The 17,480-nt window shown below is 64.3% G+C and carries 12 protein-coding genes; 7 read left to right on the top strand and 5 right to left on the bottom strand.

The annotated features are described in order from the left end of the window. From KOL99_RS13755 to KOL99_RS13770, 4 genes are all read right to left on the bottom strand, one after another. Complete coding sequence (locus tag KOL99_RS13755) at window positions 1–486, bottom strand: response regulator (RefSeq protein WP_216511021.1); 486 nt, start codon at window positions 484–486, stop codon at window positions 1–3. A gap of 14 nt (window positions 487–500) precedes the next feature. After that, a complete protein-coding gene (locus KOL99_RS13760; RefSeq protein WP_216511022.1) occupies window positions 501–1,643 on the bottom strand; it encodes a sensor histidine kinase in 1,143 nt (380 codons plus the stop codon). 127 nt (window positions 1,644–1,770) lie between these two features. Continuing rightward, window positions 1,771–2,331, bottom strand: coding sequence for a DNA-3-methyladenine glycosylase (locus KOL99_RS13765; RefSeq protein ID WP_216511023.1), 561 nt, complete (start codon window positions 2,329–2,331; stop codon window positions 1,771–1,773). Window positions 2,332–2,340: 9 nt separating this feature from the next. Next, entirely contained in the window at window positions 2,341–2,970 is a 630-nt protein-coding gene (locus tag KOL99_RS13770; RefSeq protein WP_216511024.1) for a DUF4136 domain-containing protein, read from the bottom strand. 221 nt (window positions 2,971–3,191) lie between these two features. Here KOL99_RS13770 and KOL99_RS13775 point away from each other — a divergent pair, with 221 nt between their 5' ends. Together KOL99_RS13775 and KOL99_RS13780 are read left to right on the top strand one after the other, a co-directional pair. After that, a complete protein-coding gene (locus KOL99_RS13775; RefSeq protein ID WP_216511025.1) occupies window positions 3,192–3,674 on the top strand; it encodes a universal stress protein in 483 nt (160 codons plus the stop codon). Window positions 3,675–3,701: 27 nt separating this feature from the next. Further along, the gene (locus KOL99_RS13780; protein ID WP_216511026.1) at window positions 3,702–3,878 is read left to right on the top strand and encodes a rubredoxin; all 177 of its coding nucleotides are present in this window, start codon (window positions 3,702–3,704) and stop codon (window positions 3,876–3,878) included. Between the two features lie 81 nt (window positions 3,879–3,959). On the opposite strand, the gene KOL99_RS13785 is transcribed toward KOL99_RS13780, so the two are convergent. Beyond that, window positions 3,960–4,187 carry a hypothetical protein gene (locus KOL99_RS13785; protein ID WP_216511027.1) on the bottom strand — a complete coding sequence of 76 codons (228 nt, stop codon included), beginning with the start codon at window positions 4,185–4,187 and terminating at the stop codon, window positions 3,960–3,962. Between the two features lie 196 nt (window positions 4,188–4,383). Between KOL99_RS13785 and KOL99_RS13790 the strand changes: the two genes are divergently transcribed. The 5 genes from KOL99_RS13790 (at window position 4,384) to KOL99_RS13810 (ending at window position 17,479) form a co-directional block, all read left to right on the top strand. Then, window positions 4,384–5,064, top strand: coding sequence for an ABC transporter ATP-binding protein (locus KOL99_RS13790; RefSeq protein WP_216511028.1), 681 nt, complete (start codon window positions 4,384–4,386; stop codon window positions 5,062–5,064). Beyond that, entirely contained in the window at window positions 5,057–7,555 is a 2,499-nt protein-coding gene (locus KOL99_RS13795; RefSeq protein ID WP_216511029.1) for an ABC transporter permease, read from the top strand. Before KOL99_RS13790 ends, KOL99_RS13795 begins: the two co-directional genes overlap by 8 nt. Window positions 7,556–7,609: 54 nt before the next feature. Then, on the top strand, window positions 7,610–8,263 hold the full coding sequence (locus tag KOL99_RS13800) for an arylesterase (protein WP_328760366.1): 654 nt from the start codon (window positions 7,610–7,612) through the stop codon (window positions 8,261–8,263). A 253-nt stretch (window positions 8,264–8,516) separates the two neighbouring features. Beyond that, window positions 8,517–10,130: a PfaD family polyunsaturated fatty acid/polyketide biosynthesis protein gene (locus tag KOL99_RS13805; RefSeq protein WP_216511030.1), complete on the top strand. Its 1,614-nt coding sequence runs from the start codon at window positions 8,517–8,519 to the stop codon at window positions 10,128–10,130. Next, a complete protein-coding gene (locus KOL99_RS13810) occupies window positions 10,127–17,479 on the top strand; it encodes a type I polyketide synthase (RefSeq protein ID WP_216511031.1) in 7,353 nt (2,450 codons plus the stop codon). Before KOL99_RS13805 ends, KOL99_RS13810 begins: the two co-directional genes overlap by 4 nt. Window position 17,480 lies beyond the last annotated feature (1 nt).

The raw sequence follows: 17,480 nt of genomic DNA on the forward strand, positions 1-17,480 counted from the left end.
TCAGATGGTGCTGCCGGATTGCTCCTGGGCCGATGGCTGGGTCGCGAGCTCCGGGGCGACGTTCAGACCAAGCCAGTACTGCACCAGGTTCTGCATCATCACCAGCAGCGCGTTGAAGGAGTTGGGCTTGACCAGGAAGGAGTTGCAGCCGAGCTCGTAGGCCCGGTTCAGGTCCGCCGGCGGGACCGGCGAGGTGAGCACCACCACCGGCAGACGCTTCAGCGCCGGCTGGTCCCTAAGCCACGAGAGCAGTCCCACCCCCGAGATGTGCGGCAGTTTCAGGTCGAGCAGCATCAGGACCGGCATCGGATAGCACTCCCGGTCCTGGAACGCTCCCCTGCCGCTCAGGTAGCCGATGGCTTCCTCGCCGTCCCTGGCGCTTTGCACCGGGGTTATCACCCCCACGCGCTGCAGGGCGAGCTTGGTGAAATGGGCCTGGTCCTGGTCGCTGTCGACCACGAGTATGGTATGGTGCACGTAGCTCATGGTTTCCCCCGGCGCTACTCCGCTCTCCTGAGTTCGATCCAGAACCGGCTCCCCTCCCCTTCCTTCGATTCCAATCCGATCCGCCCGCCAAGGCGCTGCACGGCCTTGCGCACGATGGCGAGGCCTACCCCTGTCCCTGGATAGCTTTCCATGCTGTGCAGGCGTTCGAAGATCTTGAAGATCCGTTCCTGGTGCTGCGGCGCGATGCCGATGCCGTTGTCCTGCACGTAGAGACGGCAGTATTCGTGCGACTCGTCGGCCCAGATGCGCACCAGGGGGACCACCCCCTGGGGGACGAACTTGATGCCGTTGGTCATCAGGTTGAGGACCACCTGGACCAGCACCGTGGGGTGCCCGATCACCATGGGGAGGTCGCTGGAGATCTCGAGACGATACGGATTGCCCCCGCCGACGAGTTCAAGTTGCTGCGCAGCGTCGCGCACCACCTGGTCCAGGCTTACCGGCTCGAGGGGGATCTCCTGCCTGCTGACCCGGCTGTAGGCGAGCAGGTCCTGGATGAGCCGGTCCATCCCCTGGGCCGCTGTCTTGATGCGCACCAGGTACGCGTTTCGCTCCGCCGGGGTCTGCAGTTCGTCGTCCAGCAGGATCTCGGCGAAGGCCTGCATGGCGCGGATCGGTGCCCGCAGGTCGTGGGAGACGGAGAAGGCAAAGGAATCGAGTTCCTTGTTGATCTCCTCCAGCTGCGCGGTGCGCTCGGCAACGCGGCGGTCCATGGTGGCGGCTTCCTTTTCCAATTTCTCCATAAGTTCCGCGATTTCAGCTTCTTCCTCGCGGTACCGGGTGCAGTCGCTGATGACCATGCCGATGTGGTTGTCGGTAAGGGCGAAGATGCGGACCCGGTAATACGACCCCTCTCTTGATACCTCGCCCAACTCCAGGGAGCCTCCGAAGGCCGCCAGCCGGTGGCAATACTCCCTGAAACGGTCCGCCTCGAACCAGCCGGGGAAACAGTCGGTCACCAGGCAGTTCTTGAAGTTGAAGGACTTGCAACGGCACAGCTTGACGGCAGCCGGGTTCATTTCGATTACCTGCGGGGAGGCGTCAGGGGTGTGCACGTCCAGGCGCAGGATGGCAAGCGCTTCCCGCATGTTGGTGAACATCAATCGGTAGAGCTGCTCGGCCTGTTCCATTTCCATGGCGGGCTCTCCTTGGCAAATGCAGAAGAGTATAGCGAAGTGAGATTGGATTGCACTAATGTTTTGCGGTGTTGGGCGACGTGCGGAAGGGATGTGCATCTTGCGGGGGGAGAGAACGCAGCACTGACTACTTCTTTGAAACGTACGGGTTACCCTCCAGGTAGAAGCGGAGCGGCTTCGCGGCCCAGATACCCGAGTAGGCGACGCCGATGCGTGGCCTCGCCACAACCTGGCGCGGCTGTTCCTCGTCAAGCGCGGCGATGAAGAGATCGGCGCTCTCCAGGTCGTGCCCGTTGTGGCGCAGGTCGATACCCATGGCGCGGCAGAGCAGTCCCGGTCCCGAGGTTCGATCGCTCAGGTTCCGCACCGGTTCCAGCGCGCGCACAAGAACTGCACAGGCGTTTCCTTCCCGCTCGGTCACGACGTTGAGGCAGAAATGGATTCCGTAGATGAGATAGACGTAGGCGAAACCGGGCGGGCCGAAGAGGATGCGGGTGCGCGGCGTCAGTCCCCTGGAGGAGTGCGCCGCAAGGTCCGTCTCGCCGAGATACGCCTCCACCTCGACGATCTTCCCCACCCTCTCCTCTCCGGCCACGTCATGAACCAGGTAGGTGCCCAGGAGATCATGTGCCACGTCGACGGTGTCGCGGTCGTAGAATGCGCGTGGCAGCGGGCTCAGGCCAGTCACGAGGAACTCCTAGATCAATCGTTCCTTCTGGAGGGATTTCACTACCTTGTCGGCCAGGTCCTTACCCACCTTGGTCACGTTTTCCGGCTCCAGCGTCTGCAGAGTTCCGGCCCAGAGCAGCTTGTCGGAGCCGACATCGAACAGGTTGACCTGGATGGTGGCGATGTCGTAGGTGGTCACGTAGCTCGGGCCATAGAGGGCCATGGAGCGGTAGTAACCGGGAAAGTCCCAATCAGGGAAAGCGGGCGGGTACCAGTAACCGGGGTACGGCGAGGCGACACCTCCCGGCTGCACCGTCGTCTGCCTTTCCACCTTGATGGTCTGCACGGTAATGATTCCTTCCGCCCCCGTGGAGCGGACCGCGCGGTCCAGCGCGTGCCAGTCAGGGATCGTTGCCTGGGACAGGATCGAGTAGCTCGCGACGGCGTCGACACCGTGTTTGCGCAGTTCACCGGCCAGCGTGTCCTCGGACACGGCGCGGCTCGTTTCCTTCCTGGCGAAGCTCACCACGAGCACCTTGTGCAGCCGGTTGCCGCGCAGCGAAGGGTTGCGCCAGGTGTCCACCACAGAGACCGAAGCGCAGGAGCAAAGAAGTGCGGTCAAGCACACGATTACGGCGATCCTGATCAGGTTGCGCATGTGTCACCTCCGTTAACGGTCTGGAATCAAGTACAGGCAGGGCTTGGAAGGGATCTTTGGAAAAGATTGGAAATATTTATACCAAGTTGCCGCGGGTTGGCAATCGTATATACTGGGGTGGTCAATCATTAGCACCTCCCCCACGCCGGATTCGTTAACGGCGCTCTCTATCAGGGAAAACCGGGAAGAACAAAAGCAAGGTTCACTCAGGAGGCAAAGCCATGGAAAATTACAAACGCGTTCTCGTAGTCAACAGGATGAGCGAATACTGCCGGGATGCGGTCCAGGCGGGCGTCTCGATCGCCAGGAGATACGGCTCGGAACTGATGGTGCTCCATATCGCCACCAATCCGGAAGGGACCATGAGCATGGCGGGAGGCGCCCTCAACGCCCCCAGCGCCATCCCGGACGATGTAAAGAACTACGCCAGCGTCAAGGAGCGAGCCAAGGATGAACTGGACCAGATGATCGGGCAGGAGATACGGGCCGGGCTCCCCATCAAGGTCATCATCAAGGAAGGAAAGCCGGTGGATGAGATCATGCAGGTGGTCAAGGACGAGAAGATCGACCTCATGGTGCTGCTCGCCCACGAAGAGGGGCGCATCGAGCACATGCTCTTTGGCCGGGACAACGACGCCATCTTGCGCCGCATGCCGTGCAGCGTCCTGCTCATAAAGAGGGAGCCCGATTCCGTCAATTGGTAGTTCGCGTGCAAGCGAAGGGAGATTGCCATGCAGCGATGGATCTGCACCATTTGTCAGCACGTCTACGACCCCGACGAAGGCGATCCCGTCAACGACGTCCCGCCCGACATCTCCTTCGAGGAACTCCTGCCCGACTGGCATTGCCCGGTGTGCAAGGCCGCCAAGAGCTTCTTCGAACCGTATCCCGAGGAACCTGAACGCTGAAGGAGAATCGTTGACAAGATAACAACCTGCGAGGGCAGGTCTCGGGACCTGCCCTCTTTCTTTGGCTGTTCCGCTCAGGATTTACAGGTAGGGATGATCCGCTGGGGTGTCGGCAGCGAAGGACTCACAATCGGGATGCTTGCAGACTATGTCATAGCCAACCGGCAGGGCGTACCTGCATTCGGCTTCATCGAGGGAGCAGTAGAACATGAGCTTGCCGTTGCCGGGCATGGCGGCACCTATGCTGGTGGTCCTGCAGTCTGAGAAGCAGTTCCTCCTCTTTTTCAGTCGACATCCGGACTTTCGCATGGCAACCTCTCCCGGTTTCAGCCTTGTGAAGGCGGAAAGACATTCCGCCAGAATGACTCAGGTGATGACCTTGTGCAACGGATGCACCTGTAGGGGCGTATGATCATTCGCCCGGTCCGTCAGTATAATAAAATTTTTCTAACTGTAAACCTCTCATAGCGGAATTCAGCCTGATAAAGAACGGAACCCTACCCTGATGACCATCCTGCAAGCGCTCGACGTTACCAAGAACTACCGCATCGGCAGCCGCGACATCACCGTGCTCGACCGGGTCTCCCTGGAAGTGAAAGAGGGCGAATTCCTGGTGGTGAAGGGAGAAAGCGGCAGCGGAAAATCGACCCTGCTCACCATTCTCTCCGGCCTGGACCGCCCTGACCAGGGGCGCGTCTTCATCGAGGGACGCGACATCACCGATCTTTCCGAGGACGCCCTGGCGCCGCTGCGCAACGCTACCTTCGGGTTCGTGTTCCAGTCCTTCCACCTGGTTCCTTCCCTGACGGCCCTGGAGAACGTCACCTTCCCCGCTGAACTGCGGCAGGACCCTGCTGCCCGGGGCAAAGCGGAGGCGCTTTTGGAGCGGGTCGGGCTGGCGCACCGGATGGCGAGCTTCCCGCACCAGCTTTCCGGCGGCGAGAAGCAGCGCTGCGCCATCTGCCGCGCCCTCATCAACGAGCCGCGCATCATTTTCGCCGACGAACCAACCGGCAACCTCGATTCCGTCAACGGCTCCGCCATACTGCAGCTACTTCTTGAACTGCAGCGCGAACGCGGCACGACGCTGCTCCTGGTCACTCACAGCCCGGAGATAGCGCAGAGCGCGGACCGGGTGGTGACGCTCAAAGATGGACGGGTGGTAACGGACGCGGCGCATGGTTAACCTCCGTTTCATCGCCCGACAGATGACCGGGGCGAAGCGGCAGTGCGCCGTCTTCATCCTCTGCGTCGCCCTCTCCATGATCACGTTGGTGTCGCTGGGGAGCTTCCGGGAGAGTGTGGAGAGCTCGCTGTTGCGTGACGCCCAGTCGCTGCATGCCGCGGACATCATCGTCAGGTCACACGCACCCCTTCCCTCCTCCATCGAGCAGGAAATCGCCGCGCTGGTGCGGGACAGGCAGGCAAAAAGTGCCAGGTTTTGGGATTTTTATTCGGTAGTTCAGAAAGTAACGGGTGAAGGTTCCCTGCTCTGCGACCTGAAGGTGGTCGAGCCGGGTTACCCCTTCTACGGCCGGGTGCTGCTGCGCTCGGGCAAGGCGCTTGCCGAGGTGCTCAAGCCGGGGAGTCTAGTCGTGGAACAGCAGCTTCTCGACCGACTGCGCCTGCGGGTCGGGGACTCGCTCAAGGTGGGGAACGCGACGCTGGTGGTGCGTGACGTGGTGTTGCAGGAGCCGGACCGGCCGGTGAATTTCTTCTCGCTTGGCCCCAGGGTTTTCATCGCCGCCGCGGACAAAGACGCCTTGGGGCTGATCGGCCTTGGGAGCCGCGTGGAGCACGTGACCCTGTTGAAGATCGCACGCCAGGGGGATCTGGACGCCATCGCCGCGCGCCTGACCGCTTTGAGCGATGAAACCCGTGTGCGGATCGCCACCTACAAAAACGCCGGTTCCCGGGTGAAGCGCTTCTTCGACAACCTCCTGTTTTTCTTGAACCTGAGCGGCATCTTCACGCTGCTTCTTTCCGGCTTCGGCATCCAGAGCACGCTCTTTGCCCTGTTGAAGGAACAGGAGCGGACCATCGCGGTGCTTAAGGCGCTCGGTGCCAGAAGCCGCTTCATCATCGGCCACTTCCTGGCCGTCACCCTGGTCCTTGGCGCCATCGGCACCCTGGCAGGCCTTAGTGGCAGCTTCCTGTTGCAGCGCTTCCTCCCCGCCCTGTTCAGCGGGTTGATCCCGGCCCAGGTGACGCTGCAGATCTCCTCCGGCGCGATCTGGCAGGGGATGCTGATCGGCCTGCTGGTGGTGCTTCTGTTCACCGCCCTCCCCCTGTACCGGCTCAAGGAGGTCAAGCCCCGTGCCATCTTCGGCAAGGAGGACGCGGCACGGATCTGGAACCGCTCCACCTGGATCATCGCTGGACTGGGCGCGCTCTTCTTCCTCTCCATGGTGTTGGTCCGGTTACGCGACCTAAAGACCGGCCTGTACTTCGTGCTCGCGTTGGTGGGGCTGATCCTGGTTTCCTACCTCCTCGCCACCTTGGTGCTGTGGCTATTGAGAAAGAGCAGCCCCAGGAACCTCGAGCTCCGGCAGGCCCTCAAGGGTCTGTTCCGGCCGCACAACGCCTCCCTCTCCATCATCGTCACCCTTTCGGCCGCACTGGGTGTCATCTTCTCCTTCACCCTGGTGGAAAAGAACCTTGACGCCAGCTTCATCGAATCGTTTCCTCCCGGCGCCCCCAACGTCTTTCTGATCGATATCCAGCCGGACCAGAAGGAAGGCGTGGCGCGGCTCCTGGGGCCTGGCGCCAGCTACTACCCGATCGTCAAGGGGACGGTGAGCGCGGTGAACGAGAAGCCGGTCGATCCCGAGCAGGAGCGGAAATCGCGCGGCGACAACCTCGGCCGGGAGATGAACCTTACCTACCGCAATGACCTTCTTTCCGACGAGCGCATCGTTTCCGGTGGTACGTTGTTCAAAAAAGACTGGGGCGACGCCTTGCAGGTATCCGTGCTTGACACGGTGCTGAAGATGCACGACATGAAGGTGGGTGACAGCATCACCTTCAAGATCCAGGGGGTCCCGATGACCGCCCGGATTGCCAGCATCCGCTCCCGTAACAGCAGCGGTTTTACCCCGTTTTTCTATTTCGTTTTCCCGCCCGAAGCCCTCGCCGGTGCGCCGCACACCATCTTTGCTGCGGTCCGGGTGGACAAAAACCGCATCAGTTCCCTGCAGAACCAGGTGGTAGCCCAGTTTCCCAACGTGAGCGTCATCGACCTCACCGAGACCGTCGTGATCTTCGGCCGCATCATGGGCAAGCTCTCCACCATCGTCCGTTTCTTCACCTCGTTCAGTATCGCGGCCGGGGTGCTGATTGTGGTAAGCTCAGTCTTCGCGACCCGCTACGCCCGGATCCAGGAAGCCGTCTATTTCACCATCCTCGGCGCCAGGCGAAGCTTCGTGCTGGCCGTGTTTGCCGCCGAAAACCTGCTGCTGGGGGTGGTCAGCGGCGCCATCGCCCTGCTCATGTCCCAGGTGGCGAGCCTCCTCATCTGCCGCAAGGGGCTCGACATGGAGTACCTCCCCTACCCTATCGACAGCCTGTTGTTGCTTGGGGGGACCACGCTCCTGGTTGTCCTGGTCGGGATGGCGGTGACCCTGCCCCTGCTGCGACAAAAGCCGGTGACTTTCCTGCGCGAGCAGTCGGACGAATAGGCGGGGACTGGCTCCGCAGGTGCCAGTCCCCTTAGCTTCCAAAAGGAGAAACCCGTGCGCAACCTTTTCACCATATTCACCCTGGCGCTTTGCACCATGGCAGGGGGCGGGCCGGTGCTCGCAGCGGGTGCCGCCAAGCCAGCCGACCATGGCACCATCGTTGCCTTCGGCGACAGCCTCACCGCCGGTCTCGGCGTGCCGGAAGCGGACGCCTACCCGGCCCAGTTGCAGCGCAAACTGCGGCAGGCCGGCTACCAGTGGACCGTGATCAACGCCGGCATCAGCGGCGAGACCAGCACCGGTGCCCTCGCCCGCGTCGAGTGGGTCATGAAGCTCAAGCCCGACATCGTCATCCTGGAAACCGGCGCCAATGACGGCCTGCGCGGCCAGGAGCCGGAACTGACCTACCGCAACATCGACAAAATCGTAACCATGCTGCAGGCAAAAGGGGTGGTCGTCGTTCTCGCCGGCATGAAAATGCTGAAGAACCTCGGCCCCGCCTACACCGGCAAGTTCGCCGCCATCTATCCCCGCGTCGCCAAGGAACGCAAAGTGCTCCTGATCCCCTTCTTCCTGGACAAGGTCGCCGGCAAGGAAGGCCTCAATTTGTCTGACGGTGTACACCCGACCGGCAAGGGGTACGCCATCGTCACCGAAAACGTTTACACCTACCTTCTTAAGGCGATCCAACAAAAAGGGGGACACTGACTCTCAGCTCATGCTCCGGTACTGTTAAAAGTTGCCTGAACCCGCGTCTTCTCTTGCTTTTTTGCTCGATTTAATGTAGACGTACTCTGTTAAACTGGGCGCCAATACTTACAGCCGAATCCGGCTTTTCGCAGCAGCAATCGACATGATGCGTGGACCTGCCTTCTCCATGCCCGAGCTTTGTCCTTCTGCCGAACCAGTACCATACGCCATCACAACTCCGCTGCAATTCGTGGCAACAGGAGAATCCCGTTTGGATCTTTTTTCGCTTCAGGGTGAGCCTGGCGCTCGCTCTGCCCAATCCGAGAGTCCCGAGCCTGCCGTTATGAGTCTGAGAGACGCGCTCCGCGTCGTGCGCCACCCCCTGTACCTGGTGCGGCGGGACGGCGAACTGGTGCCGCAGCTTGGCGGCGCCGGCAGCGTCAATTCCTGCGTGGGCTACGCCCCGGCCTGCCTCCCCGAGAACCTGGGCGATCCCTCTTTCTGCCGCGAAATCGGCATCCGCTACCCGTACGTGGGCGGCTCCATGGCCAAGGGGATCAGTTCCGCCGCCATGGCAGAGGAACTGGGGCGCGCCGGAATGCTCGGCTTTTTCGGCGCAGCCGGCCTTCCGATCACCACGGTGTCCGATACCGCGGACCGCCTCAAGCAGTCCCTGGGCGACATCCCCTACGGCTTCAACCTGATCCACTCGCCGCACGAGCCGGAACTGGAAAAGGAACTGGCCGAACTCTATATCCGCAAGGGCGTGCGCATCATCGAGGCCTCCGCGTTCCTGGCCCTCACCCTCCCCCTGGTGCGCTACCGCCTGCACGGCATCAAGCGCGCCGCCGACGGCAGCATCGTCACGCCCAACCGCATCATCGCCAAGGTCTCCCGAGAGGAACTGGCGGCGAAGTTCTTCGCCCCGGCCCCGGAGAAGCTCTTGCGCGCCCTAGTGGAGAACGGCTCCATCACCGCCGAACAGGCTGAACTTGCCGCGCACGTGCCGCTGGCGCAGGACGTCACCGCCGAGGCGGATTCCGGCGGTCACACCGACAACCGCCCGGCCATGGCCCTGTTCCCGACCATCAACTCGCTCGCGGCACGACTGGAGCGCCAGTACGGCTACGACTGCAAGCTTCGCGTCGGCCTGGGGGGCGGCGTTTCCACCCCTGCCTCCGCAGCCGCCGCCTTCGCCATGGGCGCCGCCTACATCATGACCGGCTCGGTAAACCAGGCCTGCGTCGAGTCGGGCACCTCGGACACCGTGCGCGCCATGCTGGCCGGTACCCGCCAGGCCGACGTCACCATGGCCCCCGCCGCCGACATGTTCGAGATGGGTGTCACCGTGCAGGTCTTGAAGCGCGGCACCATGTTCCCGATGCGCGCGGCCAAGCTGTACGAGCTCTACCGCGCCTACGGCAGCATGGACGAGATCCCGGCCGCGGAGCGCGAAAAGCTGGAAAAGACCATGTTCCTCGCGCCCCTGGAAGAGATCTGGCGCGGGACCCGGGAGTACTTCCTCAAGCGCGACCCCTCCCAAGTGGAGCGCAGCGAGCGCGACCCGAAACACAAGATGGCGCTGGTCTTCCGGTGGTACCTCGGCATGGGGGCGCACTGGGCCAAGGACGGCGTCGAAAGCCGCAAGATGGATTACCAGGTTTGGTGCGGTCCCGCCATGGGCGCCTTCAACGAATGGGCCGCCGGCTCCTTCCTGGAGGCTGCCGCCGAGCGCAAGATCGTCACGGTCGCGCTCAACATCCTGCACGGCGCGGCACATCTGACCCGCGCCAACTTCCTGCGTAGCCAGGGCATCGAGCTGCGCCTGGAAGACATCGCACCGCAACCCCTCGAAATCGCACACATCAAGGAGTACCTTTGTTGAAAACTGATGATCTGAAACCTGCCGTCTCCAGCAACGGAACTCAGCTTGCCATCATCGGCATCGGTTGCCTCTTCCCGCAGGCCGCGGATAAAAACGCCTACTGGGCCAACATCAAAGACGGGGTCGACGCCATCACGGAAGTCCCCTCAACCCACTGGCCGTTGGACGCGTATTACGACGAGGATCAGAAGAGCCCGGACCGCACCTACGGCCGCCGCGGCGGCTTCCTGTCGCCGGTCGACTTCAACCCGATGGAATTCAACATCCCGCCCAACGTGCTGGAGGCGATCGACACCTCGCAGTTGCTGGGACTGGTGGCCGCCGGGCAGGCCCTCAAGGACGCCGGCTACGGCCCGGACCGCGCCTTCGACAAGAGCAACGTCTCCGTCATCCTGGGGGTCACCGGTACCCTGGAGCTGGTGATACCGCTGGGGGCGCGCCTCGGGCATCCGGTCTGGCGTTCCGCGCTCAAGGACGCCGGTGTCGACGAAGCCACCGCCAAGGACGTGGTCGAGCGTATCTCCGACTCCTACGTCCCATGGCAGGAAAACTCCTTCCCCGGCCTTTTAGGCAACGTGGTGGCGGGCAGGATCAGCAAGCAGTACGACCTGGGCGGCACCAACTGCGTGGTCGACGCCGCCTGCGCGAGCTCCTTCAGCGCGCTGCACCTGGCCTCTATGGAGCTCATGTCGGGCAAATCGGACATCGTCGTGAGCGGTGGCATCGACACCTTCAACGATATCTTCATGTACATGTGCTTTAGCAAGACCCCCGCCCTTTCCCCCACCGGTAACGCCAAGCCGTTCGACGTCTCGGCCGACGGCACCATCCTGGGCGAAGGGCTCGGCATCGTGGTCTTGAAGCGCCTGGCGGACGCTGAGCGCGACGGCGACCAGATCTACGCGGTAATCCGCGGCATCGGTTCTTCCAGCGACGGCAAAGGGGACGCCATCTACGCGCCGAGCTCTGCCGGTCAGAAGAAGGCACTCCTCAACGCCTACAGGAACGCGGACGTCACGCCGGAAACCATCGGCATGCTGGAAGCGCACGGCACCGGCACCAAGGTCGGCGACGCCGTCGAAGTGAGCGCGCTGCGCGAGGTGTACGGCAAGGCCGATAACCCGTGGTGCGCCCTCGGCTCGGTGAAGTCACAGATCGGCCACACCAAGGCCGCGGCGGGTTCCGCCGGCCTCATCAAGGCCGCGCTCGCCCTGCACCACAAGGTGATCCCGCCTACCATCAAGGTGCAGACCCCGCAGCAGACGGTTGTGGGCGACAGTTCCCCCTTCTATCTCCCGACAGCCAAGCGTCCCTGGTTTCCCCGTCCCGATGCGCCGCGCCGCGCCGCGGTCAGCGCCTTCGGTTTCGGCGGCTCCAACTTCCACGTGGTCCTCGAGGAATATCAGCCCAAAAAGCAGGGCGTGGACTGGGACGGCAACACGCAGATCCTGGCCTTCTCCGGTGCCGACGGCGCCACCCTGGCCGCCAAGCTCGACTCGGTTCCCGGCGACAGCGCCTGGGGCGCCCTGCGCGACCTGGCGCTTAACTCCCGCGCCTCCTTCGACGCGAAGGCGCCCTGCCGTCTCGCGCTGGTCGTGGAGCACGGCAAGACCAACCTCGCCTCCCTGGTGAAGAACGCCCGCGCCATGCTGGACAAGAACGCGAAATCCGCCTGGCAGACACCCGACGGCGCCTACTTTGCCTGCGGCGGCGCGCCCGGCAAGCTCGGCATGCTGTTCCCCGGCCAGGGCTCGCAATACACCGGGATGCTCAACGACCTCGCCTGCACGTTCCCGCAGGTGCTCGATGCCGTTGTCGCTGCCAACGAGGGGTTCACCACCGCTGACGGCAAGATGCTTTCCGATTTGATTTACCCCCCCTCCTCCTTCGATGAGGCAGGCCGCGCCAAGCAGGAAGAGGAACTGCGCGCCACCCAGGTCGCCCAGCCCGCCATCGGCGCCACCAGCCTCGGTGCACTGCGCGTGCTGCGCGATTTCGGCGTCGAACCCGACGCGGTCGCCGGTCACAGCTACGGTGAACTCACCGCCCTGTGCGCCGCCGGAAGGCTCGACGAAAGCGCCCTGCACGAACTGTCCCGCCTGCGCGGCAAGCTGATGGGCGCCGGCTCCGGTGACAAGGGGAGCATGTTGGCCGTCTCCGCGCCGCTGGAAAAGATCGCCGAGGTCGTCGCCGCCGAGAAGCTCGACCTGGTCATCGCCAACAAGAACGCCCCCACCCAGGCCGTTCTTTCCGGCGCCAGCGCCGAGATCAAGCGCGCCGTGACCGTCTTCAAAGGACTCGGCCTTACCTGCAAGGAGTTGCCGGTTGCCGCCGCCTTCCATAGCGCGCTGGTCGCCGACGCCGCCAGGCCGTTCCTGGCCGCGCTGGAAAAGATCGACATGCCGCAGGCGAAGATCCCGGTCTACGCCAACACCACCGCCGCCGTCTACCCGGCCGACGCGACCGCTGCCAAGGCACAGCTTGCCGCCCAACTCGCCAAGCCGGTCGAGTTCGTCGCCGAGATCGAGGCTATGTACGCCGCCGGGATCACCAACTTCGTCGAAGTGGGCCCGGGCAACCGGCTGACGGGCCTCGCGCAGGCCATCCTCGGCAATCGTCCCCACGCAGCCTTCGCCCTCGATGCCTCCTCCGGCAAGCGTGGCGGGGTCGCCGACCTGGCCCGCACCCTGGCGCAGCTTGCCGTGCTCGGCTACGGCGTGAACATGGCGCTCTGGGACGAGGGGCATACCCCCGCCCCGGCACCGACCGGCAAGAAGCCCGCGCTGACCATCCCGCTCTGCGGCGCCAACTACGTGAAAGCCAAGCCGAAGAAGCCGCCGGTCCAGCCGAAACCCGTCATGGTGGCGGCACCGCAGGCTCCGGTCGCTACGGCAGCAGCATCCGCTGCTCCGGCTCAAGCCGCAGCCGCCGTACCGCAGCAAGCCGGCTACCAGAACGCCGCACCCGTAGCGCCTGCCTATCAGCCGCAGCCTGTCGCTCAGCCGGCCTCTCATGGCGCGTTGAACGAGTCCCTGCGCCTGGCCCGTGAAGGAATGGCTGTTCTGCAGAAAATGCAGGAGGATACCGCGCTGCTGCACCGCCGCTTCCTCGAAGGGCAGGAAGCCGCAGCGAAGACCTTCCAGACACTCCTCGAACAGCAGCAACGGCTCATCATGGGCGCACCGATTGCTCCGGCCACCTACGCGACGCCGGCTGCAGTTGCACCGGCCGCGCCCGTCGCCGTCCCGCAGGCGCCTGCCTACGTGGCCCCGGTTGCCGCTCCGGTTGCCGCCCCGGTTGCCGCTGCTGTTGCCGTTGCCGCTCCGGCTGTTGCCATTGCAGCTGCGTCGCCTGTCGTGGCCGCGCCCGCTGTTTCGGCACCTGCCGCTCCGAAAGGCGCCGACGCCAGTCAGATTACCCAGACCCTCTTGACCGTGATCTCCGAGAAGACCGGCTATCCCATTGAGATGCTTGAACTGGACATGGGCATGGATTCCGATCTCGGCATCGATTCCATTAAGCGCGTCGAGATCCTCTCCACCCTGCAGGAGCGCCTTCCGGGCTCTCCGGTGATTGGACCTGAGCACCTCGGCACCCTGCGCACCTTGGGGGACATCGCCGGGCACCTCGCCGCCGGTACCGTATCGACCGTCGCTGCCAGCGCTGCCGCGCCCGTTGCCGCGCCGCAAGCGGGTGCCGCCGCCAGCCAGGTAACCGAAACCCTCCTCGCCGTGGTCAGCGAGAAGACCGGCTACCCGGCTGAGATGCTGGAACTCGAGATGGGCATGGATTCCGACCTCGGCATCGATTCCATCAAGCGGGTAGAGATCCTCTCCACGCTGCAGGAGCGCCTGCCCGGCTCCCCGGCCATCGGCCCCGAGCACCTGGGCACCCTGCGCACGCTGGGCGACATCGCGGGCCATCTCGCCGCTGGTGCGGTTGCCGTTGCCGCAGTAGCACCCGTTGCTGTCGCCGTTGTCGCCCCCAACGCTGGCGTCGATGCCGCACAGGTGACAGAAACTCTCCTCGCCGTCGTGAGCGAGAAGACTGGCTACCCTGTGGAAATGCTCGAACTGGAAATGGGGATGGACTCGGACCTCGGCATCGACTCCATCAAGCGGGTCGAAATCCTGTCCACACTGCAGGAGCGCCTTCCCGGTTCCCCGGCTATCGGCCCCGAACACCTGGGCACTTTACGTACCCTGGGCGATATCGCCGGGCACCTCGCCGCTGGCACGGCTTCCGTAGCAGCAGCAGCGCCGGTAGCAGCACCTCAAGCTGCGGCAGCGGCACCTGCCGGTGCAGACGTCGCCGCCGTCCTGCTTGAGGTAGTGAGCGAGAAGACGGGCTATCCGACCGAGATGCTTGAACTGACCATGGGCATGGACTCCGACCTCGGCATCGACTCCATCAAGCGCGTCGAGATCCTGTCCACGCTGCAGGAGCGCCTCCCCGGCTCGCCGACCATCGGGCCGGAACACCTGGGCACCCTGCGCACCCTGGGCGACATCGCCGGCTTCCTCGGTGCCGGACCTGCCGCTGCTACGGTTGCTGCTGTTGCCGCCCCGACTGCGCCTGCTGCACCCGTTGCGGCCCCAACCGCCGCTGTCGATCACGCCGCCGTCTGCGAAGCCCTGCTCGAAGTCGTCAGCGACAAGACCGGCTACCCGGCCGAGATGCTGGAACTGACCATGGGCATGGACTCAGACCTGGGCATCGACTCGATCAAGCGGGTCGAGATCCTTTCCGCCCTGCAGGAGCGCCTCCCGGCCTGCCCGGCCATCGGCCCGGAACACCTGGGGACGCTACGGACCTTGGGCGACATCGCGAACTTCCTCGCTGGTCCTGCACAACCGGCACAACCGGCTGCTTCCGCACCGGTCGCCCCTGCCGCTGTCGAGGTTGCTGCTCCTGTCTCTACCGATGCAGCGCCTGCCGTTGCCGCTGCCGCTCCGGTAGAGACAACCGCTCACCCGATCCAGCGCAGCTCCATGATCCCGGTGCTGCTCGGAGACAGCGACGACGACGCCGTCACCCTCGCCAACGACGGCGAGATCTGGGTCACCGACGACGGCTCCGCCTTTGCCGCGGAACTGTGCGGCATTCTGCTCGAGCACGGCTGCTCGGTGCGCAAGGTGAACGCGGCACAGGCACAACAGATCGCACCGGCCGGGAAGCTCTCCGGCCTGGTCATCTGCGCGCCCGTGGCCGGCACCGACGACCTGTTCCTGGAAAACGCCTTCCTGCTCCTCAAGAACGCCGCAACGGCCTTGATCGAGTCCGGACGCGCCGACGGCGCCGTGTGCGTCACGGTTTCCCGCCTGGACGGCGCCTTCGGTTTCGGCTCTACCAAGACGCTGAAGGATCCCCTTTCCGGCGCCCTGGCCGGTCTCACCAAGACCGCCGCCTTCGAATGGCCGGAAGTCACCTGCAAGGCGATCGACCTGGGCGAATTCGCCCATCCCGCAGCCGCCGCAGGCGCCGTGGCCGTCGAAATGCTGCGGAGCGGACCGGTCGAAGTCGGCCTCACCCCGGAAGGTCGTTTCGGCCTGCAGACTGCCGTGCTTCCGGCCGCATCGGCCCCGACCGATCCGGTCCTGGAGCAGGGTGACGTCGTGGTCATCACCGGCGGCGGCCGAGGTGTGACCGCCGTTTCGGCGCTGGCGCTGGCGAAGGAATATCATCCGTTCCTGGTGCTTCTCGGCCGCAGCCCGGAGCCGCAGGAGGAACCCGCCTGGCTCGCCGGCATCGCAGACGAAGGTGAGATCAAGCGCGCCATCATGCAGCACGCCACCGGCAAGCTCCATCCCCGCGAAATCGAGGAGCGTTACCGCTCCGTGGTTGCCGGGCGCGAACTGCGCGAGACGCTGACCGCCATCGCCGCCACCGGCGCCGAGGCCATCTACCGTTCGGTCGACATCCGTGACCAGAGCGCGATGGAGCTCCTGCTCGGCGAGGTGCGTCGCGCCCATGGCCCGATCCGCGGCGTGGTGCACGGCGCCGGCGTCCTGGCCGACCGCCTCATCGTGGACAAGACCCCGGAGCAGTTCGAACAGGTCTACAGCACCAAGGTGCACGGCCTGCGCGCCCTGCTGCACGCCACCCGCAACGACGACTTGAAGTTCGTCGCCCTCTTCTCCTCCTCCACGGGGCGTTTCGGCCGCGTGGGCCAGGTGGATTACGCCGTTGCCAACGAGGTACTCAACAAGACGGCCCAGGCCGAGGCGCGCCGCCGCACCGGCTGCCGCTGCGTCAGCATCAACTGGGGTCCGTGGGACGGCGGCATGGTCACGCCCGCGCTGAAGAAGGTCTTCGCTGCCGAGGGAATCGGCGTCATAGGCCTCGCCGAGGGTGGCGAATTCCTGGCGCGCGAAATCTCCGCCGCCGATGCGCCGGTAGAGATCGTCGCCATCGCGCAGCTTCCTGAACAGGCAAGCGCCGCCGCGCCCGCTGCCGGCAAGCCGCAGAGCCTGTCCGAGGCGTTCTCGCTTACGCTCACCGTTCCGGAATACCCCTTCCTGCGCTCTCACGTGCTGGACGGCAAGGCGGTGCTCCCCATGGCGGTCATCGTCGAGTGGCTCGCCCACGGCGCGCTGCACGGCAACCCCGGTTTCCGCTTCCACGGTTTCAACGACCTGCGCATCTGCAAGGGGGTGGTCTTCGAGGACAACACCCCGTTCAAGTTGAACGTGATGGCGGGACGTGCGGAAAAACGCGAGTCGTTCTGGCTTGTTCCGGTTGAAATGTGCAGCCCGGGCGTCAACGGCAAGACCATCCTGCACGCCCGTGCCGAGATCGTGCTGGCAACCAAGCATCCCGAGGGGATCCGCTCCATCAAGGAAATCCCGAGCACCCCGTACGCCCCGTACGACGGCATGATCTACAACAACGAGCGCCTGTTCCACGGGCCGGACCTGCACGGCATCGAGCAGGTGGACGGCTGCTCCGCCAAGGGAATCGCCGCCTCGGTCAAGGGTGCCCCGGCGCCCGCCAAATGGATCAGGCGCCCCCTGAGGAGTTCCTGGCTCACCGACCCGCTGGTCATAGACAGCGCTTTCCAGATGATGATCCTCTGGAGCTTCGAGCGTTTCGGCGCGGGTTCGCTCCCCTGCTTCGCCGGGCGCTACCGCCAGTTCCAGGAGTCCTTCCCGCGCGAGGGGGTCCAGGTGGTCATCCGCGTCACCTCGGAGAGCAAGCACGGCGCCAGCGCCGACATGGAGTTCCTCGACCGCAGCAGCGGCAAACTGGTGGCGCGCCTCGAAGGGTACGAGTGCGTCATCGATCCTTCCCTGAAACAGGCCTTCCAGCGCAACAAGCTTAGGACCGTAACTGTTGTGGGGGCGGCATAGG

This window comes from Geomonas azotofigens (assembly GCF_018919395.1).
Lineage (GTDB): Bacteria > Desulfobacterota > Desulfuromonadia > Geobacterales > Geobacteraceae > Geomonas > Geomonas azotofigens.